Source organism: Enterobacter sp. SENG-6, from assembly GCF_001605945.1.
Lineage (GTDB): Bacteria > Pseudomonadota > Gammaproteobacteria > Enterobacterales > Enterobacteriaceae > Enterobacter > Enterobacter cloacae.
Genome location: NZ_LOMM01000077.1, coordinates 32,136 through 51,571, shown reverse-complemented (window position 1 = coordinate 51,571; position 19,436 = coordinate 32,136). Strand labels below are relative to the sequence as shown.

The window sequence follows — 19,436 nt, the reverse complement described above, 5'->3', positions numbered from 1 at the left end:
TAATTATCATTAGAACTTCTAAAATGAAGTTTTAAATATGCTTGCTTTAATTTTATAAACACTCCCAATAATATAAATCACAAGACAGGCAAGCGGTCTGTCAAAACAAACACCACCAATGAAATTGTTAAGGAACAACAATGAAAAAAGTTATTTTGACTTCATTAATTGCACTGGCCAGCGCATCAGCTTTCGCAGAACCTACCGCTGTATTAAAAGTACAAGGGACTCTGACCAATGCGGCCTGTTCGCCTTCTATCGGTAACGGCGGGGTCATTGATTACGGCTATATTCGTCTCGGAGAACTCTCTGCAACGGAAAATAACAAGTTGGGTGAAAAACAGGTGCCTGTCACCATTACTTGTACTGCGCCAACCAAAGTGGGCTTTACCATTCTTGATAACCGTGGCGACAGCAACGCACAGCTGCCGCTGGATATTGGTGGTAACCTGAACCAGTCTGCTAAATATTATACCTACGGCGTGGGCACCACGACCGAAGGCGTAAAAATTGGTGACTACGGCATGTGGATGACGGACGTCACGGCGGATGGCAACACGGTAGACCCCGTGACCCAAAACCATGACTGGGAAGCGACTAAATGGCGTAAATCCGGTATTCCACGCAGCGATGCGTTCTCCACCACCTCCTTTGCGGCAACCGGGACGGAGGCACCTATCGCCATCACCACCGCTAACTTCAACTTTGTTACTAACCTGATGATTCGCGATACCACATCGCTGGCCATTACCGACGATACCCCTCTCGACGGTCAGGCGACGATGACGCTGGTATATCTCTAATCATGTAATTTGCTTATACCGGTTCAGCTTTCGCCTGAACCGGTACTTTTACCACTGTTATATTCACATAACAAATAAAAGGATTCCTTTCATTTGTCGTTCACGCACGCCTTTATTTTTTCTACAAAATAAATTCATTTTTAATAAATATACCAAAAACCTAATAATAAATATTATTCCCGCCAGATGAATGAGGGCGCCATCGCTGCGTTCTCTTATCTTCCCCGTACGTATTACACTCAAGAAAAGGAAAATCAAGGATGAAAAAAGTCATTCTGGCTACTGCCATCGCTTTTAGCACCACCTCTGTTTTCGCAGCCGGAACGGCTGTTATCCAGGTTAAAGGTACTTTAACTAATGCAGCATGTACTGCTGAGCTGGGTAACGGCGGCGTTATTGATTACGGCTATATTCGCCTCGGTGAATTATCCGAAACATCAAATAATAAAATCGGCCAGAAACAGATACCTGTGGCCATTAACTGCACCGCGCCTACAAAAGTAGGCTTTACCATTATCGATAACCGCGGCAACAGCAACGCGCAGCTGCCGGTTGATATTGCGGGTAATACGAATCAGACGGCAAAATATTATACTTATGGCGTCGGTATGACGAACGACGGTAAAAAGATTGGTAACTATGGCATGTGGATGACCGATGTCACCGTAGACGGTAAAACCGCCGACAGTATTGGACAAAACCACGACTGGTCCGCAACCAAATGGAAAAAAACCGGTGTTCCGCGCAGCGATGCGTACCAGACCATCGCCTTTGCTCAAACCGGCACCACCACCCCATTGGCCATCACCACGGCTAACTTTAACTTCGTGACCAACCTGGTGATCTGGGATACCTCCACCCTGGCCATTACCGACGACACCGCGCTGGACGGCCAGAACACCATGACGCTGGTTTATCTGTAATTATTCGCCCTTTATTCAATACCGGGTCAGCGGCTAACGCTGGCCCGGTATTTTTTACGCGTCCACATTCACAACAGGGATCGGCTTACCAGCGCATCGGTCAAAATGACATCGTTGCGTAAGATATTCCACGCCGCCTCGACCTCATCGGGTATCGTCACGTGGGCAATAAAATCACGCCCTGCCGGACCGTAACCGTTAACGTCGTCGCGCAGGCGCGGCAGTTCCCCCAGCACCAGCGACAAATAGCGTTCCACCGGCCAGAGCCCTTCACCGGAATCGCTGAACGCCAGTCCATCGTCGCCGTTTTGCAGGACGGGCGTAAAGCCCGCGTGGCTCACCCATTCCGGCGATACGGGTTCGTCCCGGCATACGCGGGCGAACGTTGCCATGGTACGGCGCTGCATGGTTGGATCCTGCACCACCAGCACCCTTTCAGGGGCAAACTGATGGTGCTTCATTAATTCGCGGCTAAAGCGGGCATTCTCCCCGCAGTTCGTTGACTGATCTTCCACCCACACCCGGTCGGCCGGGATCTGCCAGAATTGACGGGCGATATCCGCCAGGATGGCCGCCTCTGCCCGGCCCGTGGTGGGAATGGTGTGATAGCGCGGATGTTTCGCAATCGCGGCATAGAGAAAAGTGGTGGAGTGTCCGATGCCTCCGCTAATGATCATGGGCACCCCCTGCTCCGCCGCCAGACGGCAGGCAGCTTCGATGGTTGGAATGACGGCATTCCCCGCCAGAATCACCATATCCACAGACTGACCCGGTTGCAGGTCATCCTGCGCCAGCCACTGCCCAACCGTGTTTACGGCACTGAGCGTGCTGCCGGACAAACAGGGAAAAATTGTCGGTATCATCATAACCTCCTTACAGCATTTGGATTAGCGTACCGCACTTGTCGCGTCAAAACAGGCGTTGATTCCTAAAGTGCCAGAGATAAGGCCGCTCTTTTTCCTAAAACCTTCAGTTCAACATTTGATTAACATGCGTAAATCATATTCACTTGTATTATGTTTTACGGCAGACGTAGAATCGCCAGCCTGTTAATTCTCCCATTTTATCAAAGGTAAACGACGTTATGCGCCTGCCCGAACGCGACCCTTATGCTCCTCGCGAGTGGCAGCCACACGAGAAACCCGCCCTGCTGGGTTCACCCTCCACGCCGGAGCACAGCACGCCAAAGCGGATTGCCTATGGCGTTGTCGGTCTGCTGGTTTGCCTGACGGGCGCCCTGGGGAATGCGGTAGTCACCGCCAACCTGCAAAATTTGCAGGGCACCTTTGGCGCCTGGTCAACCGAGATCGCCTGGCTACCGGCGGTCTATGTAATGACCAATATCTCCATTAACCTGCTGCTGGTGAAATTCCGCCAGCAGTACGGTCTGCGCGCCTTCACCGAAGGTTTTCTGGTGCTGTATGTGCTGGTCACTTTTTTCCACCTGTTTGTCAACGATCTTAGCTCGGCGCTGATGGTGCGCGCCGCGCACGGGATGGTGGCCGCCGCGCTCAGCTCGCTGGGGATTTATTACCAGATCCAGGCCTGGCCGGCGAAACACCGCCTGAAGGCGTTGACCATTGGCATCACCGGCTCGTCGCTGGCCATTCCGCTGGCGCGGCTCTTTTCAACCGAGCTGTTGCAGCTTGATGAGTGGCGCGGGCTCTATTTCTTCGAGCTGGGGCTGGCCCTCATCTCGCTGGCGTGCGTGATTGCGCTGAAACTGCCGCCGGGCGATCGGCGTAAGGTCTTTGAGAAAAAAGACTTTATCACCTTCTTTTTACTGGCACCGGGTATGGCGCTGCTGTGCGCGGTGCTGTCGCTGGGCCGTCTGGACTGGTGGTTTGAAGCGCCGTGGATCGGCTGGTCGCTGGCGCTCTCGCTGGTGCTGATTGTTTCCGCCATCGTGTTTGAACATAACCGCAGTAACCCGCTGCTGAACACCCGCTGGCTGTCGAGCGGCAGTATCGTGCGCCTTGGGTTGATTATGCTGCTGATCCGCATCGTGCTGGCCGAGCAAAACACCGGCGTCATCGGCTGGCTGCAGTACGTGGGGTTACAGAACGAGCAGATGACGCACCTGGCGTGGTCCATATTTGCCGGGATCGTCTGCGGGATCGTCACCAGCTGTCTGACCATTAAACCGACCAAACTGGCGTGGCCGATTATCACCTCCCTGGTGCTGATGATTGTCGCCTCGCTGCTGGACAGCCAGTCCAACAACCTGACGCGCCCGGATCAGTTGATGCTCAGCCAGTTCCTGCTGGGCTTTGGCAGCGCCTTCTTCCTCGCCCCCGCGATGCTGGCCGCCATTGGCGGCGTCATCGCCGACCCGCGTAATCTGGTGAGCTTCTCGGTAATGTTTGGCATGAGCCAGAACCTCGGCGGCCTGCTGGGCTCAGCTATTCTCGGTACCTTCCAGACCTGGCGCGAAAAGTATCACTCCAGCCTGCTGGCGGACCAGCTCACCACGCTCAATCCGCTGGTTAACGAGCGGATTCAGCTTTATACCCAGATGTACAAAAGCCTGATTGGCGACAGCGCCCTGTTGGGCACGCAGGCGATCACCCAGTTGCAGACGGTGACCGCCCTTGAGGCAAACATTCTGGCTTACAACGACACCTATTTACTGACCGCGAGTATTGCCGCGGCCACGCTGATCTGGATTTTATGGCGCTTGCTGCGCCTGCGCATCACTGCCCGTATGGCGCTTAAGAACGCCACCGGCAACAAATAATTGAAATATTTCTGGAGAGTTTATGAGTCAGCAGGATGCCGCCAAAGAGCAGGCCAACACCCGCAAAAATGTGCGCATTGTTTCCGTTTTCACCGCCGCTGCCATCGGTATTGTCGGCGTGCTGGTGATCCTTTATGCGTGGCAGTTGCCGCCGTTCACCCGCCACGCGCAGTTTACCGATAACGCTTACGTGCGCGGCCAGACCACGTTCATCAGCCCGCAGGTGAATGGCTATATCACCGAAGTGAAGGTACAGGATTTCGCGCAGGTTAAAAAAGGCGAGCTGCTGTTGCAGATCGATGACCGTATCTATCGCCAGCGGGTACATCAGGCCGAGGCGCAGCTGGCGATGAAAATTGCCGCCCTGAATAACAATCTCCAGCAGCGTAAAAGCGCTGAAGCCGTCATCGTAAAAAATGACGCTGCGCTGAAAAATGCCCGCGCCCAGAGTCTGAAAACCCAGGCGGATTTAAAGCGGGTGAAAGATCTGACGGCTGACGGCTCGCTCTCCATCCGCGAACGCGACGCGGCGCTGGCCAGCGCGGCCCAGGGCAGCGCCGATATTGAGCAGGCCAAAGCGACGCTTGAAATGTCGCGCCAGGATCTACAGACGGTAATTGTGAATCGCGGTGCGCTGGAGGCGGATGTGGAAAACGCCAAAGCGGCGCTGGAGCTGGCACAAATCGACCTGCAAAACACCCGCATTGTGGCGCCGCGTGACGGCCAGCTGGGGCAGATCGCGGTGCGTCTGGGCGCGTATGTCACGGCCGGGACCCATCTCACCACCCTGGTACCGCCGCAGCACTGGGTGATCGCCAATATTAAAGAGACCCAGCTCGCGGAGCTGCGCGTGGGCCAGCCGGTGAAATTTACCGTCGATGCGCTCAATAACAAAGCCTATCAGGGCCGCGTGGAGAGCATCTCCCCGGCGACCGGCGTCGAATTCAGTGCCATCACGCCGGATAACGCCACCGGGAACTTTGTCAAAATCGCCCAGCGTATTCCGGTGCGTATCGAAGTGCTGGGTAAACCTGAAGAGTCAGCACTGCTACGTCCTGGCATGTCGGTACAGGTGACCATTGATACGCGGGAGGCGAAGCAATGACCCTTCGCCCGCTAGCCAGCCTGCTGGTTGCCGTGCTGCTTACCGGATGCCAGTCGGTGGATGTAAAACCTGCCCAACCGTCACTGCACATTCCTGCCCAGTGGCGGGCGGCATCCGGCCCCGCCAGCGCGCCTGAACAACTCTGGTGGCGAAATTTTCACGACAACAACCTCAACCGCTACGTGGATCAGGCGCTGAAAAATAACAGCGACGTGCTGATCGCCCGCGAACGGATCAATGAGTATCAGGCAAGAGTCTATGCCGCGGACGGCAGCCTGTTTCCGTCGCTGGATGCGGGCGTAACCGGCACCCGCGCCCGGACGCAATCGGCCGCCACGGGGTTACCGGTATACAGTACGCTGTACAAAGGCAGCCTCACCGCCAGCTATGATGTGGATATCTGGGGCGTCAACCGCAGCACGGCCAATGCCGCGCAGGCCTCGCTGGAGGCGCAAAAAGCCGCCGCCGCTGCCGCAGATTTAACTGTCGCCTCGTCGGTGGCCTCCGGGTATGTCACCCTGCTCTCGCTTGACGAACAGCTTCGCGTCACCGAATCCACGCTGAAATCACGCGAAGAGGCATTTAATCTTGCTAAACGGCAGTTTGAAACGGGCTACAGTTCGCGCCTGGAGCTGATGCAGTCTGACTCTGAGCTGCGGGCCACCCGGGCGCAGGTGCCGCTGCTGCAGCATCAGATCGCGCAGCAAGAGAATGCCCTGAGTCTGCTGCTGGGCAGTAACCCGGGCGAGGTGGCGCGCAGTGAAAGCTTCAGCATGCTTACCCCGCTCAGGCTGCCTTCACAGCTGCCGTCATCGTTGCTTAACCGACGACCTGACATCGTTCAGGCGGAGCGTCAGCTTATTGCGGCCGATGCCAGCCTTGCCGCCTCGCGCGCCAGCCTGTTGCCGTCGATCAACCTGACGGCGACCGGATCGATTCAGGATCGCACCCTTTCCGGACTGCTGGACAACCCTCTGCAGCTCTGGAGCGCAGGCGGCAGTATTCTCGCCCCGCTGCTGAACCGCCAGGCATTGAATGCGCAGGTGGATATCTCCCAGTCGCAGCGTAATCAGGCGCTGTACGCCTATGAGAAAACCGTGCGCAATGCGTTTGCCGAAGTGAACAACAGCCTTGACGCCATCACGCGTTATCAGGAACAACTTAGCGAACTGCTGGCCCAGCAGGAGGTGGCCCAGGAGACGCTGCGCATTGCGCAGAACCGCTATCGCAACGGCTATTCATCTTATCTGGATGTGCTCGACGCACAGCGTACACTTTACTCGGTGCAAACCAACGTGGTGCAGGTGAAAAATAACCTGCTGCTGGCGCAGATTGATTTGTATAAAGCGCTGGGCGGCGGTTGGGTCAATGTCTGAAGGCGCTTAACGGGCCTGGATTTCGTCACGCAGGCCGGGTAAGGCGCAGCCGCCACCCGGCGATTCCCCCTCAGGAGACAATTTATGCAACAACAGTGGTCTGCAGTTGATAATTTCATGATTTCGTCGCTTATTCCTGAAGATGAGGTACTGAGCAAGGTACTGGAAAACAACCAGCGCGCCGGACTCCCCGAACACGATGTTGCGGCCAATCAGGGGCAACTGCTGGCACTGTTCGTGCGCATGACGCAGGCGCGGCGCGTTCTGGAGATCGGAACGCTGGGTGCTTACAGTTCAATCTGGATGGCGCGCGCCCTGCCGCCGGACGGAAAGCTGATTACGCTTGAGGCCGATTCCACGCATGCCCGCGTGGCGCGGCAGAATATTCAGCTTGCCGGTCTCAACCAACGCATTGAACTCATCGAAGGCCCGGCGCTGACTTCTCTGGAAAATTTTGGCGACGTTCCGCCGTTCGACCTGATCTTTATTGATGCTGATAAGCCAAACAATCCCGGCTACCTCGAATGGGCGCTGCACTACTCCCGCCCCGGCACGGTGATTATCGGCGATAACGTGGTGCGCGATGGCGAAGTGATTAACGGCCAAAGCGACGACGCGCGCGTGCAGGATGTTCGCCGGTTTATCGAGATGATGGGGGACAATCCGCGCTTAACCACCACCGCGCTGCAAACGGTCGGGGTTAAGGGGTGGGATGGGTTTACGCTGGCAATTGTGAACGGGTGAAAATTGTGCGGCCTGATGCCCTCACCCCGGCCCTCTCCCACCGGGAGAGGGAGAAAACAGGGTGTTAAGCCGAAATCTGCTCCATCGCCTGCAAAATACGTTTATCCGAAATCGGATATGGCGTACCGAGCTGCTGGGCAAAGAAGCTGACGCGTAACTCTTCGATCATCCAGCGGATCGCCTGAACGTCTTCATCGTCACGACGTGCCGGTGGTAGTTTGTTCAACCACTGCTGCCACGCCTGCTGCACGTTTTCCACTTTCAGCATCTGGGCACGGTCACGATGCGGATCGATGGCCATTTTTTCCAGCCGTTTTTCAATCGCCTGCAGGTAACGCAGCGTGTCGCCGAGACGGTTGAAGCCATTGCCGGTGACAAAGCCCCGGTACACCAGGCCCGCCATCTGCGCTTTGACATCCGACAGCCCCAGCGCCATGGTCATATCCACGCGCCCTTTCAGGCGTTTGTTGATATTGAACACGGTGGTGAGGATCTGCTCGACCTGTTTGGCAATATCGACCACGGTGTCGTTCAGCTCCGCGCGTACCTTTTCATGAAGCTGAGCAAAGCCCTCTTCTGACCAGACCGGACCGCCCGCCTCGTGGATCAGCTTGTCCACGCCGCAGGAGATGCAGTCGTCGATCAGATCCAGCACTTTGCCGTACGGGTTAAAGTACAGCCCCAGCTTGGCTTTGTTCGGCAGCTTCTCGTGCAGATACTTGATCGGCGACGGGATGTTGAGCAGCAACAGGCGGCGCAGCCCGCGCCACATCATCTGCTGCTGTTCCTGCGGGTTATCAAACAGCTTGATCGCCACGCTGTCGCGCTCATCCACCAGCGCAGGCCAGGCCTTCACTTTGTAGTTGCCGCGTTTTTGCTCGTAGCTTTCGGGGAGCTGACCAAAGCTCCAGATGTGCAGCCCGCTCTGCTCAATCCCATCATCCGCCACCGCGGACAAGGTCTCCTGCACTTTGCCTTTCAGCGCCTCTTTCAGCGCGGTGAGCGAACCGCCTTCCTGCAGCTTCTTGTTTTTATCGTCCACCACGCGGAAGGTGATTTTCAGGTGATCGGGCACCTGATCCCAGTTCCAGTCTTCGCGGTCAATGGTGGTACCGGTCATGCGGCGGAACTCACGCTCCAGCGCATCCAGCAGCGGCAGTTCCAGCGGCGTCACGCGGCCTAAAAACGCTTCGGCGTAGTTAGGGGCCGGAACAAAGTTACGCCGCACCGGTTTCGGCAGCGATTTGATCAGCGCAATCACCAGTTCGCGGCGCAGGCCGGGAATTTGCCACTCAAATCCACTCTCATCCACCTGGTTTAGCAGTGGCAGCGGGATATGAACGGTGACACCATCCGCGTCCGTTCCCGGCTCAAACTGATAGGTCAGCCGCAGCTTAAGGTTGCCCTGATGCCAGAAGTTCGGGTAGTCGAGCTTACTGACCGACTCCGCCCCTTCTTTAATCAGCATGCTCTTTTCAAAGTTGAGCAGGTCCGGCGTCTCTTTGCTGGCCTTCTTCCACCAGCTGTCAAAGTGACGGGCGGAAATGACATCGTGGCTGATGCGCTGGTCGTAAAATTCGAACAGCGTCTCGTCATCCACCAGAATGTCGCGACGACGGGATTTGTGCTCCAGCTCTTCCACTTCAGCACGCAGCTTGAGGTTTTCACGGAAGAAGGCGTGACGGGTCTGCCAGTCGCCCTCCACCAGCGCGTGGCGGATAAACAGCTCGCGGCACAGCGCCGGGTCAATCTGGCTGTAGTTGACTTTACGCGCGGCCACCACCGGCAGGCCGTAGACGGTCACTTTTTCGGTTGCCATCACCGCCCCCTGCGCGCGCTCCCAGTGCGGTTCACTGTATGAGCGTTTCAGCAGGTGTTGCGCCACCGGCTCTACCCATTCCGGATCGATACGCGCGGCAATACGCCCCCACAGACGGCTGGTTTCCACCAGTTCGGCAACCATGGTCCACTTGGGTGGTTTCTTGAACAACCCGGAGCCGGGGAAGATAGAGAAACGGGCGTTGCGCGCACCGGTATACTCCTGCTTTTCGGCATCCTTCATGCCGATATGGGACAGCAGTCCGGTTAGCAATGCGATGTGAATTTCGCGGTACTCCGCCGGTTCACTGTTCACCGGAATACCCAACTCTTTCACCACCTGGCGCAGTTGGGTGTAGATATCCTGCCACTCGCGCACGCGCAGGTAGTTGAGGAAATCCACGCGGCACTGACGGCGGAACTGGTTAGATGACAACGCTTTCTGCTGCTCGCCGAGGTAGTTCCACAGGTTCACGAAGGCAAGGAAATCCGACTCTTTGTCGTGGAAGCGACGGTGTTTTTCATCCGACGCCTGCTGTTTGTCCATTGGCCGTTCACGCGGATCCTGTATTGAGAGCGCCGAGGTGATGATCATCGCCTCACGCACGCAGCCGTGTTTTTGCGCTTCCAGCACCATGCGCGCCAGACGCGGGTCCACCGGCAACTGGCTGAGCTGCCGTCCCAGCGGCGTCAGTTTATACGCGGTGGCCTGCTCGTCAGTGGTGATCGCCCCCAGCTCTTCCAGCAGGCGTACACCGTCCTGAATATTGCGTTTGTCTGGCGCTTCGACAAACGGGAAAGCGGCGATATCGCCCAGCCCCAGCGCGGTCATCTGCAGGATGACGGAAGCGAGGTTGGTGCGCAGGATCTCCGGGTCGGTAAACTCCGGGCGGGAGAGGAAATCGTCTTCTGAATAGAGACGAATACAGATCCCCTCCGACACACGTCCACAGCGCCCTTTACGCTGGTTGGCCGACGCCTGTGAAACCGGCTCAATCGGCAGACGCTGTACCTTGGTGCGGTAGCTGTAGCGGCTGATACGCGCCGTACCCGGATCAATCACATACTTGATGCCCGGCACGGTCAGCGAGGTTTCCGCCACGTTGGTTGCCAGCACGATGCGGCGCCCGCTGTGTGGCTGGAACACGCGGTTCTGTTCACTGTTGGAGAGACGTGCGTAAAGCGGCAAAATTTCCGTGTGGCGCAGATCGCGCTTGCTGAGCGCGTCGGCGGTATCGCGGATCTCACGCTCGCCGCTCATAAAGATCAGAATGTCGCCCGCGCTCTCATTGCCCAGTTCGTCAACGGCGTCGAAAATTGCCTGCAACTGGTCGCGCTCGGTATCCTCCGCCTCCTCCACGATCGGGCGATAGCGCACTTCTACCGGATAGGTACGACCGGAAACTTCAATAATCGGTGCGTTATTGAAATGTTTTGAGAAACGCTCCGGGTCGATGGTCGCGGAGGTGATGATAATTTTCAGATCCGGGCGACGCGGCAGTAGCTCTTTAAGGTAGCCGAGCAGGAAGTCGATGTTCAGACTGCGCTCGTGCGCCTCATCAATAATGATGGTGTCGTACTGCATCAGCAGACGATCCTGCTGAATTTCCGCCAGCAGGATACCGTCGGTCATCAGCTTGACCATGGTGTTATCGCTCACATGGTCGCTGAAACGCACCTTATAACCGATGCAGCCGCCCGGCTCCGTTTGCAGCTCCTCGGCAATACGGTTCGCCACGGTACGCGCCGCCAGACGACGCGGCTGGGTATGACCAATCAGGCCCTTCACTCCGCGGCCGAGCTCCATACAGATTTTTGGCAGCTGTGTGGTTTTCCCCGAGCCGGTCTCCCCCGCCACGATCACCACCTGGTGGTCGCGCACGGCGTTGAGGATCTCCTGCTTCTTCTGACTGACGGGCAGATTTTCAGGATAGGTGATTGCCGGACGTGCCGCTTCGCGCAGCACAACTTTCCCTGCCGCCCGTTCAATCTCTTTCGCCATCTCCTGGAAAATGGCCTGTTGTGCATCAGGATTTTTAACCTTCTTCACCCCGTGCAAGCGGCGAGCAAAGCGCTGTTTATCGCGCAGCATCAGTGAATCAAGCTGTTGCAGGAGCATCGGGAAGGTCAGTTTTTGTTGTTCTGTCATAACATTAACGGGCAGTGCACTGCCGGATAAAATCTCTTTGTAATGATTGCTATAGAGTACCACATCAGCGCTTTCCACGCCTTATTCAAAAAATTCGAACATAGGCTTCGATATATTGCGCTATCTCTGTGGCAGGATTGTGAATAAAGTGTCAACAAGCAACGGGGCAACCCCCTTCAATCAAATGCAAAACAGGAATCACCCATGAGCAAAGTATTAGTTTTGAAATCCAGTATTCTGGCAGGGTACTCTCAGTCTGGTCAGCTGTCTGATTACTTCGTTGAACAGTGGCGTGAACACCATTCCGCAGACCAAATCACCGTGCGTGACCTGGCTGCAAACCCAATTCCTGTGCTGGATGGCGAGCTGGTTGGCGCGCTGCGTCCAAGCGATGCACCGCTGAGCCCACGCCAGCAGGAAGCCCTGGCGCTCTCTGATGAGCTGATTGCTGAACTGCAGGCGCACGACGTAATCGTGATCAACGCCCCAATGTACAACTTCAACATCCCAACCCAGCTGAAGAACTACTTCGACCTGGTGGCTCGCGCTGGTGTTACCTTCCGTTACACCGAAAATGGCCCGGAAGGTCTGGTGAAAGGCAAGCGTGCCATCGTGCTGACCAGCCGTGGCGGTATTCATAAAGATACCCCAACCGACCTGGTTGCGCCGTACATGAGCCTGTTCCTGGGCTTCATCGGGATCACCGACGTGAACTTCGTGTTTGCAGAAGGTATCGCTTACGGTCCTGAAGTGGCGACCAAAGCACAGACCGACGCGAAAGCCGCGATCGACAGCTTGGTGGCTGCCTAAGATTTCCCCCTCTCACCGCCCGGTGAGAGGGTTTTTCTTTTCTCCCGCATTTCGTTATCATCCGCTCCCACTCTCCAGCCGGGCGGCCTGATGTCTGCGATTATTGATTCTTTTATAGCCCCACCGTGTCATGACGACATTGCGATCCTCTGGCAGGATGAACATCTGCTGCTGATCAATAAACCTTCCGGTATGCTTAGCCTCTCGGGTAAAAATCCGCAAAATCTCGATTCGGTGCACTATCGTCTGGTTCAAAACTTTCCTGGCTGCACGCTGGTGCATCGCCTGGATTTTGGCACGTCCGGCCTGATGGTGATTGCACGTAATAAGTCGATCAACGCCGCGCTGTGCCAGCAGTTCAGCCAGCGCAGCGTGGAAAAAGTCTACAGCGCCCTGCTTTGCGGCCACCTGGAAAACGATGAAGGGGTGATTGATGCGCCGATTGCCAAAGATCCGGCGCTGTTTCCGCTGATGTCGATCTGTGCCGTTAACGGCAAACCCGCCCGTTCCCGCTATCGGGTGGTGGAACGCCTGCATCAAAACGCGGCGATGCCGTTCACGCGGGTAGAACTGACGCCTGAAACGGGGCGAACCCACCAGTTGCGCATTCACTGTCAGCTGCTGGGCCACCCGATTTTAGGCTGCGATTTATATGGAGGACGGACGTGGCCTGGCAGCGGAACAACGCCGAGGCTGATGCTGCATGCCAGTCAGTTGAATTTTATTCATCCGGTGAGCGGCGAGCCGGTTAACGCCCGTCACGCCGCACCGTTCTGAACCGTCTTACCACATCAAATCGTCAGGGATTTTGAAATCGGCATACGGATCGTCTTCATCCTGCTCTTCCTGACTCAGGGCGCTGTTTAGCACAATACTGTCGGCATCGCGCTGGGCAATTTTATCCGCCACCACCGCCGGGATAATGGCATATTCACAATCGCCGTTAGCGTTAATCACCAGACGCGCGATGGCCAGACGACCGTTAATCAACTGGGTCTGGGTTGCCTTATCCACCTCGATTTTTTTGATCAGATTGCCGTCGGTGAAGTTAAAGGTGATGTTGCCTTTTGCCACCGTGATGCGGTTCATCTCAATCAACTGCTTCACCTGCGCCTTAAACTCTTTGGCGAGCACGGCCTGTTTTTGCTGCTCGCTCAACTGTTTGTCACGCTCAAGCTGCGCTTTTTTGTTCTCTTCTACCGCCTCTCTGGCCTCACGCGCCTGCACGCGGGATTTCTTGGCCGTGCGCTGAACTTTGGCCATTTTCTTGCTGGAGACTAAGCCCGCTTTCAGCATCTGCTCTTGTAAGGTGAGTTTTGTCATGAGTGTGTTTAAACCGGTTGGAAATTTTGGGGATTATAGCGGGAATTGCGGAGCGTGTGTTAGAGAAGTAGGCATGGCATTTAGTTGCCTGAGGCTGGTTCATTATTCATTCAGCATTTATTAACGTTAACGCCTAACGAGTGATTAAAAATTGTCAGGTCATTTTCTTAAAAAAAATGAGCAACTCATAAATATGATGTGAGTTCAGTATCTGTACCCTCTACAGGCGTAGGCTGCCTTTCTCTTATTATAAGGGTACGGAGAAAATATGGCCTTAAAAGGAACAATGCTGCTTAACGGTGCTGACTATGCGCCTTTTAACCTGCACGGCGTAGGCGTGTTTATGGCGCATTCCGGGCAGGGAATCTATCGAAACAATGGACTATGTGGCGCTGTTAAAGGCTCGGGACCTATTCCTCCGGGAAAATACTGGATAGTTGACAGAGGAACCGGAGGCTTCATATCAGGGATAAAAGCTAAGTTGCAGGACCAGTGGCACAAAGTCCGATCCGGTGCAGAGTTTGGCCGTGATGAGTGGTTTGCTCTGTACAAGGATGACTGGGGTATCGACGATGGAACCTGGATTGATAACATATATCGTGGATTATTTCGTCTGCATCCGGGTACGCAATCAGAAGGATGTATCACGATTGCCCATAATTCTGATTACGCATTGATCCGTAACGCTCTGATGAGTACCGAACTTATTCAGGTTCCCTGTATGCGTTCACTTATGGCACGCGGTTGGGTTGAGGTGATTAATAGTGGCTATCCCAACACCTGCCCGTAAATGGAGCATCAGGCTATTCAAAACGATCGGGTTTCTACTCATTAGCCTGATGGTAGGTCGCACGCTGGAGCCTGCTGAATTCTATCTTAATCATGACGTGGCTTCTTCCGTATGTGATTTTATTTATGGTGATGTTAATGCTGAAACACTATATGACACATATACGTATATAGATATTTTAACTGTATTTACCCTTACTACGGTTATTTACCGATTAACAATGCTGCTAATCAATAGAATAAGGAAATAAAGAATGCCAATTCCCCCCTATATGTGGCTAAAAGACGATGGCGGAGCACATATTAAAGGATCCGTAGACGTTCAGGACCGTGAAGGTAGCATTGAGATCATAGGGCTAAGTCATGGTCTAAATCTCCCGGTAGATAGTGCTAACGGTAAGATCACCGGCACGCGTCAACATTCATCCATGCGGATTGAAAAGGAAGTTGATAGCTCCACGCCCTATCTCTATAAAGCAGCTTCTACCGGGCAAGCGCTAAAAAGTGCTGAAATTAAGTTCTATCATATTAATGATGCTGGACAGGAGGTCTGTTATTACACCGTATTAATGGAGAATGTAAAGGTCACCGGTGTTAACTGCAGCGTGCCGAACGTGAAAATCGCGGCCAACGATAAAATGAACCATGTTGAAAGCGTAAGCCTGCAGTATGAAAAAATTACCTGGCGTATCGTCGATGGGAACATCATGCACAGCGACGCCTGGAACGAACGCCCTTCAGCCTGACATCAAGGGGCGCATGCCCCTTGAGCCTTCATGAAGTTCGCTCATGTTGCTGTGAAATTAAGTCACTTCCCCTGCGCTACCGCGTCAGGCATAAATTATGCATTGATAACTTCCTGGCAACATGAACTTAGGATGCATAACCAAGATGAGTAAAGCTTTTACATTTACCCTTAAGCGCAGTTGCTTCGATGAAAATTATAACCCGTCAGAAAATACGCGTACGACCACCAACTTTGCCAACCTCGCCCGCGGGGAAAAGCGTCAGGAGAACCTGCGTAATACCCTGGTGATGATCAATAACCGCTTTAACGCCCTGGCGCGCTGGGATAACCCCAATGCCGATCGTTACGCGGTCGAGCTTGAGATCGTCTCTGTGGATCTGAATATTGGTGCGGAGAAAACCTTCCCGGCCATTGAAATATTGCAAACCACAATCGTCGATAAAAAAACCAACGAACGCATCGACGGTATTGTCGGCAATAACTTCTCCTCTTACGTGCGCGATTACGATTTCAGCGTCCTGCTGCTGGAGCATAATAAAAACCAGCCCCATTTCACCATTCCGGAGAAGTTTGGTGTCTTGCACGGCAATATCTTCCGCCATTTTGTTAATTCGCCGGAATACCGTGAGAATTTCAAAAAAGCACCGGTGATTTGCCTGAGTGTGTCCAGCAAAGACACTTATCGTCGCACGGGTAACCAGCACCCGGTGCTGGGCATTGAGTACACGCCGGATGGCGAGTCATTGACGGAGCAGTACTTCGCGAAAATGGGCCTGAAGGTACGCTATTTCATGCCTGAAAACAGCGTGGCGCCGTTTGCCTTCTTCTTCACCGGCGATTTGCTCAGTGATTACACCAATCTTGAACTGATCGCCACCATCAGCACGATGGAGACGTTCCAGAAGATCTATCGCCCGGAAATTTATAACGCTAACTCGGCGGCAGGACACTGCTATCGCCCCGACCTGAATCAGCAGGATCACTCATTAACCAAAATTGTTTATGACCGTGTCGAACGCAGCCAGCTGGCCATTGAGCAGGGTAAATTCACGGAAGAACAATTTATTAAGCCTTACAAACACGTACTCGAGCAGTGGTCTGATAACTACGCGCGTTAATTAATCGAATTTAAAAGGGTTATACATATGAAAACATTGCTCCCGACGTCAACCGCTGGCAGCCTGCCTAAGCCAACCTGGCTTGCACAACCTGAAACGCTGTGGTCACCGTGGAAATTAGAGGATCAGGAGTTACTGGCCGGTAAGCAGGATGCACTGCGTTTATCGCTTGATGAGCAGATCCGCGCGGGGATTGATATCGTCAGCGATGGCGAACAGACGCGCCAGCACTTTGTGACCACCTTTATTGAACACCTCAGCGGCGTGGATTTTGAAAACCGTCAGACCGTGCGCATTCGTAACCGCTACGATGCGAGCGTGCCGACGGTGGTCAGCGCCGTGGCGCGTCAAAAACCGGTGTTCGTGGACGACGCAAAATACTTACGCCAGCTCACGGATAAGCCAATCAAGTGGGCCCTGCCGGGGCCAATGACCATGATCGACACCCTTTACGACGCGCACTATAAAAGCCGCGAAAAGCTGGCCTGGGAGTTCGCTAAAATCCTCAATCAGGAGGCAAGAGAGTTAGAGGCCGCAGGTGTCGATATCATTCAGTTTGATGAGCCGGCATTTAATGTCTTTTTTGATGAGGTCAACGACTGGGGGATTGCGGCGCTGGAGCGTGCCATTGAAGGGCTGAAATGCGAAACAGCGGTACACATCTGCTACGGATACGGCATCAAGGCCAATACCGACTGGAAAAAGACCCTTGGCTCAGAATGGCGTCAGTATGAAGAGGCGTTTCCTAAGCTTCAGACATCGAATATCGACATCATCTCGCTGGAGTGTCACAACTCCCGCGTGCCGATGGATCTGCTGGAACTGATCCGCGGCAAAAAAGTGATGGTAGGCGCCATCGACGTGGCAACCAACACCATTGAAACCGCGGAAGAAGTGGCTGGCACACTGCGTAAAGCACTGCAGTTTGTCGATGCCGACAAGCTTTACCCGTCAACCAACTGCGGTATGGCGCCGCTTTCCCGTCAGGTTGCCAACGGTAAGCTGAAGGCGCTGAGCGCCGGAGCCGCGATTATCCGCAACGAGCTTGGCGCGTAATCACCTGCCCTGCGTTTGCCAGTACAGCGGCGTACCGAAACACCCGACGTAATGATCAATTACCGCCCTGACGTTAAGGGGCGGATGCCGCGCGTTTGGGTAGATCGCCGCAATATTCAGGGGCTCCGTATGAATGGCGCACTCCAGCCCTGGCAGGAGTGCGACCAGTTCGCCCTGCTGCACGCGGTCGCCAATCAGCCAGTCCGGAAACAGCACAATCCCCATCCCGCCCAGCGCGGCAGCAAGCAGCGATTCCGCATTATTTGACGTCATTAATGGCATCACCGGGTAGTGCACCCACTCCTCCCCCGGACCGCGAAATAGCCAGCGGTTAGGCCCCGACGAACCACGGTAGACCAGGCATTTATGATGCGCCAGATCGTCCGGCCCTTGCGGCGCGCCGTGCTGTCGCAGATAGTCCGGCGAGGCGGCCAGATGGTAGCGCTGCTGACCAAAAATGCGCGCGTGAAAGGTGGAGTCCGTCAGCACGCCGATGCGAAAGATCACGTCGGCGGCATTCTTGTGCGGGTCGATAAAATCATCGGTCAGCGTCAGCTCGATATTCAGCCGCGGATAGCGCGCCGTCAGACCAGGCAGCCCTGGCGCAATGTGCCGCTGGCCGAAAAAGACCGGTGCATTAATGCGGATCGTGCCGGAAGGCTCCGTTGAACGAGCATCCAGCTCCCGACGAGCCTCCTCAAAACTCGTCATCATCTCCCTGGCATAGCGGATAAACAGATGACCACTTTCTGTGGGGATCACCGCCCGGGTATTGCGGTAAAAAAGCTGCTGGCCGAGTGTGTCCTCAAGCTGGTGGATAATGCGCGAAACCTGCGAGGCGGAAAGGCCCTCGCGGCGCGCGACCACGGAAAAATTCTCGGCTTCAAAAACCGCGATAAAAATCTTCAGCGAACGGAGGTTCATGCTCCCGGCGTCGTACATTCGTGCATATCCTGCAAAGGTGTTTCCTGCATTATGGCATTTTTCTCATGACCAGACCGACGTAATCTTCTCCGCCTGCAAACGGAGGAATAACAATGCAGCTTGTTTTGATTTTACTGGCGATTGCCGGGGGGATGGGGCTTTCCGTAGAGGCTGGCCTGCTGGGGCCGCTGGGTGGAAAAGTCGGTGATTTATGGGCCACGTTCAGCATTTTTGGCGTCGGCGCCGCGCTGACGTTTCTGCTGATGCTGTTCTTCAGCCCGCGCAACAGCCCGTCGTTTTTTGCCCAGCCTGGCTGGCAGTTGCTCGGCGGGGTACTTGGCCCGGTGTACGTGGTGATCCTCACCCTCGCCACCCCGGCCATCGGCATCGCCCTGACGATGATTGGCATTCTGGCGGGGCAGGTTTTTAAAAGCCTGCTGATCGACCATTACGGTCTGCTGGGCACACCGCACAGGAAGATCAACGCGAAACGGATCGTCGCGCTGGGTTTTATTATTGCGGCACTGATTCTGGTCTCACAGGGGTAACACGATGACACTGATGATGATTATTCTGGCCGTGTGCGGCGGCGCGACGCTAAGTGTTCAGGCGGCGATCAAGGGGCAACTCGGCAGCCGCGTGGGCGTATTCAAAAGCGCGTTCCTGACGTTCTCCGTTGGCGCGCTGGTCACCGCCTTGCTGATTTTTTTCTTTGAACCAAAACAGACAGTCACCCTGCTGGACGTGCCGAAATGGCAGCTTCTCGGGGCGATGTTTGGCGTGCCGTACATTGTGATCATGGTGTTGGCGGTGCAGCGCATCGGCACCGCCGTCGCCACGGTCGCGGTGATTTTTGGTCAGCTCACCATGAGTATGCTGATTGATAACTTTGGCTGGCTGGGCAATGCGGCCATTCCGTTTTCGATGAGCCGACTGGCCGCCGTCCTCTGCCTGGGTATTGCGTTGTTTTTCATTTACTCAGGCAGTAGAAACGCCCCTCCCCACGAGTAACG

18 protein-coding genes are annotated in these 19,436 nt (G+C 54.9%); 14 read left to right on the top strand and 4 right to left on the bottom strand.

Annotated elements, in window-relative coordinates; translation table 11 throughout:
- Positions 1–140 precede the first annotated feature (140 nt).
- Positions 141–803 (top strand): DUF1120 domain-containing protein, encoded by a 663-nt coding sequence (locus AX755_RS22855; protein WP_062857520.1) that lies wholly within the window; start codon positions 141–143, stop codon positions 801–803.
- A gap of 260 nt (positions 804–1,063) precedes the next feature.
- Positions 1,064–1,726 (top strand): DUF1120 domain-containing protein, encoded by a 663-nt coding sequence (locus AX755_RS22850; protein WP_061771904.1) that lies wholly within the window; start codon positions 1,064–1,066, stop codon positions 1,724–1,726.
- A gap of 68 nt (positions 1,727–1,794) precedes the next feature.
- On the opposite strand, the gene AX755_RS22845 is transcribed toward AX755_RS22850, so the two are convergent.
- Positions 1,795–2,589 carry a YdcF family protein gene (locus AX755_RS22845; RefSeq protein WP_062857519.1) on the bottom strand — a complete coding sequence of 265 codons (795 nt, stop codon included), beginning with the start codon at positions 2,587–2,589 and terminating at the stop codon, positions 1,795–1,797.
- Positions 2,590–2,810: 221 nt separating this feature from the next.
- On the opposite strand from AX755_RS22845, the gene AX755_RS22840 reads away from it, so the two are divergent.
- The 4 genes from AX755_RS22840 (at position 2,811) to AX755_RS22825 (ending at position 7,688) form a co-directional block, all read left to right on the top strand.
- Positions 2,811–4,463, top strand: coding sequence for an MFS transporter (locus AX755_RS22840; RefSeq protein ID WP_032618457.1), 1,653 nt, complete (start codon positions 2,811–2,813; stop codon positions 4,461–4,463).
- 22 nt (positions 4,464–4,485) lie between these two features.
- Positions 4,486–5,568, top strand: a complete 1,083-nt coding sequence (locus AX755_RS22835; protein WP_062857518.1) for an HlyD family secretion protein — start codon at positions 4,486–4,488, stop codon at positions 5,566–5,568.
- Positions 5,565–6,944, top strand: coding sequence for an efflux transporter outer membrane subunit (locus tag AX755_RS22830; protein WP_057072204.1), 1,380 nt, complete (start codon positions 5,565–5,567; stop codon positions 6,942–6,944). Before AX755_RS22835 ends, AX755_RS22830 begins: the two co-directional genes overlap by 4 nt.
- Positions 6,945–7,028: 84 nt before the next feature.
- A complete protein-coding gene (locus AX755_RS22825) occupies positions 7,029–7,688 on the top strand; it encodes an O-methyltransferase (RefSeq protein ID WP_062857517.1) in 660 nt (219 codons plus the stop codon).
- A gap of 64 nt (positions 7,689–7,752) precedes the next feature.
- Here the strand turns inward: AX755_RS22825 and hrpA are convergent, their stop codons facing one another.
- Positions 7,753–11,655 (bottom strand): ATP-dependent RNA helicase HrpA, encoded by a 3,903-nt coding sequence (hrpA, locus tag AX755_RS22820; RefSeq protein WP_062857555.1) that lies wholly within the window; start codon positions 11,653–11,655, stop codon positions 7,753–7,755.
- 204 nt (positions 11,656–11,859) lie between these two features.
- On the opposite strand from hrpA, the gene azoR reads away from it, so the two are divergent.
- Positions 11,860–12,465: an FMN-dependent NADH-azoreductase gene (gene azoR / locus AX755_RS22815; protein ID WP_013096706.1), complete on the top strand. Its 606-nt coding sequence runs from the start codon at positions 11,860–11,862 to the stop codon at positions 12,463–12,465.
- 90 nt (positions 12,466–12,555) lie between these two features.
- Positions 12,556–13,242, top strand: a complete 687-nt coding sequence (locus AX755_RS22810) for an RluA family pseudouridine synthase (RefSeq protein WP_062857516.1) — start codon at positions 12,556–12,558, stop codon at positions 13,240–13,242.
- Positions 13,243–13,248: 6 nt separating this feature from the next.
- Here the strand turns inward: AX755_RS22810 and AX755_RS22805 are convergent, their stop codons facing one another.
- Entirely contained in the window at positions 13,249–13,788 is a 540-nt protein-coding gene (locus tag AX755_RS22805) for a DUF2058 domain-containing protein (protein WP_013096708.1), read from the bottom strand.
- 268 nt (positions 13,789–14,056) lie between these two features.
- On the opposite strand from AX755_RS22805, the gene AX755_RS22800 reads away from it, so the two are divergent.
- The 4 genes from AX755_RS22800 to AX755_RS22785 all read left to right on the top strand — a co-directional run bounded on the left by AX755_RS22800 (position 14,057) and on the right by AX755_RS22785 (position 17,499).
- Positions 14,057–14,578 carry a DUF2778 domain-containing protein gene (locus tag AX755_RS22800; protein WP_062857515.1) on the top strand — a complete coding sequence of 174 codons (522 nt, stop codon included), beginning with the start codon at positions 14,057–14,059 and terminating at the stop codon, positions 14,576–14,578.
- A gap of 253 nt (positions 14,579–14,831) precedes the next feature.
- Entirely contained in the window at positions 14,832–15,323 is a 492-nt protein-coding gene (locus tag AX755_RS22795) for an Hcp family type VI secretion system effector (protein ID WP_045295210.1), read from the top strand.
- 145 nt (positions 15,324–15,468) lie between these two features.
- Positions 15,469–16,443 carry a DUF1852 domain-containing protein gene (locus tag AX755_RS22790; protein ID WP_013096709.1) on the top strand — a complete coding sequence of 325 codons (975 nt, stop codon included), beginning with the start codon at positions 15,469–15,471 and terminating at the stop codon, positions 16,441–16,443.
- 27 nt (positions 16,444–16,470) lie between these two features.
- On the top strand, positions 16,471–17,499 hold the full coding sequence (locus AX755_RS22785; protein WP_062857514.1) for a methionine synthase: 1,029 nt from the start codon (positions 16,471–16,473) through the stop codon (positions 17,497–17,499).
- Here the strand turns inward: AX755_RS22785 and AX755_RS22780 are convergent, their stop codons facing one another.
- A complete protein-coding gene (locus tag AX755_RS22780) occupies positions 17,500–18,441 on the bottom strand; it encodes a LysR family transcriptional regulator (protein WP_062857513.1) in 942 nt (313 codons plus the stop codon).
- 95 nt (positions 18,442–18,536) lie between these two features.
- Between AX755_RS22780 and AX755_RS22775 the strand changes: the two genes are divergently transcribed.
- The gene (locus AX755_RS22775; RefSeq protein ID WP_062857512.1) at positions 18,537–18,971 is read left to right on the top strand and encodes a DMT family transporter; all 435 of its coding nucleotides are present in this window, start codon (positions 18,537–18,539) and stop codon (positions 18,969–18,971) included.
- A gap of 4 nt (positions 18,972–18,975) precedes the next feature.
- Positions 18,976–19,434 carry a DMT family transporter gene (locus AX755_RS22770; RefSeq protein ID WP_062857511.1) on the top strand — a complete coding sequence of 153 codons (459 nt, stop codon included), beginning with the start codon at positions 18,976–18,978 and terminating at the stop codon, positions 19,432–19,434.
- Positions 19,435–19,436 lie beyond the last annotated feature (2 nt).

What these genes read in the sequence shown, in the direction of transcription:
- AX755_RS22855 (WP_062857520.1), top strand. Translation starts at nt 141, where the DNA reads ATGAAAAAAGTTATTTTGACTTCATTAATTGCACTGGCCAGCGCATCA.
- AX755_RS22850 (WP_061771904.1), top strand. Translation starts at nt 1,064, where the DNA reads ATGAAAAAAGTCATTCTGGCTACTGCCATCGCTTTTAGCACCACCTCT.
- AX755_RS22845 (WP_062857519.1), bottom strand. Translation starts at nt 2,589, where the DNA reads ATGATACCGACAATTTTTCCCTGTTTGTCCGGCAGCACGCTCAGTGCC.
- AX755_RS22840 (WP_032618457.1), top strand. Translation starts at nt 2,811, where the DNA reads ATGCGCCTGCCCGAACGCGACCCTTATGCTCCTCGCGAGTGGCAGCCA.
- AX755_RS22835 (WP_062857518.1), top strand. Translation starts at nt 4,486, where the DNA reads ATGAGTCAGCAGGATGCCGCCAAAGAGCAGGCCAACACCCGCAAAAAT.
- AX755_RS22830 (WP_057072204.1), top strand. Translation starts at nt 5,565, where the DNA reads ATGACCCTTCGCCCGCTAGCCAGCCTGCTGGTTGCCGTGCTGCTTACC.
- AX755_RS22825 (WP_062857517.1), top strand. Translation starts at nt 7,029, where the DNA reads ATGCAACAACAGTGGTCTGCAGTTGATAATTTCATGATTTCGTCGCTT.
- hrpA (WP_062857555.1), bottom strand. Translation starts at nt 11,655, where the DNA reads ATGACAGAACAACAAAAACTGACCTTCCCGATGCTCCTGCAACAGCTT.
- azoR (WP_013096706.1), top strand. Translation starts at nt 11,860, where the DNA reads ATGAGCAAAGTATTAGTTTTGAAATCCAGTATTCTGGCAGGGTACTCT.
- AX755_RS22810 (WP_062857516.1), top strand. Translation starts at nt 12,556, where the DNA reads ATGTCTGCGATTATTGATTCTTTTATAGCCCCACCGTGTCATGACGAC.
- AX755_RS22805 (WP_013096708.1), bottom strand. Translation starts at nt 13,788, where the DNA reads ATGACAAAACTCACCTTACAAGAGCAGATGCTGAAAGCGGGCTTAGTC.
- AX755_RS22800 (WP_062857515.1), top strand. Translation starts at nt 14,057, where the DNA reads ATGGCCTTAAAAGGAACAATGCTGCTTAACGGTGCTGACTATGCGCCT.
- AX755_RS22795 (WP_045295210.1), top strand. Translation starts at nt 14,832, where the DNA reads ATGCCAATTCCCCCCTATATGTGGCTAAAAGACGATGGCGGAGCACAT.
- AX755_RS22790 (WP_013096709.1), top strand. Translation starts at nt 15,469, where the DNA reads ATGAGTAAAGCTTTTACATTTACCCTTAAGCGCAGTTGCTTCGATGAA.
- AX755_RS22785 (WP_062857514.1), top strand. Translation starts at nt 16,471, where the DNA reads ATGAAAACATTGCTCCCGACGTCAACCGCTGGCAGCCTGCCTAAGCCA.
- AX755_RS22780 (WP_062857513.1), bottom strand. Translation starts at nt 18,441, where the DNA reads ATGTACGACGCCGGGAGCATGAACCTCCGTTCGCTGAAGATTTTTATC.
- AX755_RS22775 (WP_062857512.1), top strand. Translation starts at nt 18,537, where the DNA reads ATGCAGCTTGTTTTGATTTTACTGGCGATTGCCGGGGGGATGGGGCTT.
- AX755_RS22770 (WP_062857511.1), top strand. Translation starts at nt 18,976, where the DNA reads ATGACACTGATGATGATTATTCTGGCCGTGTGCGGCGGCGCGACGCTA.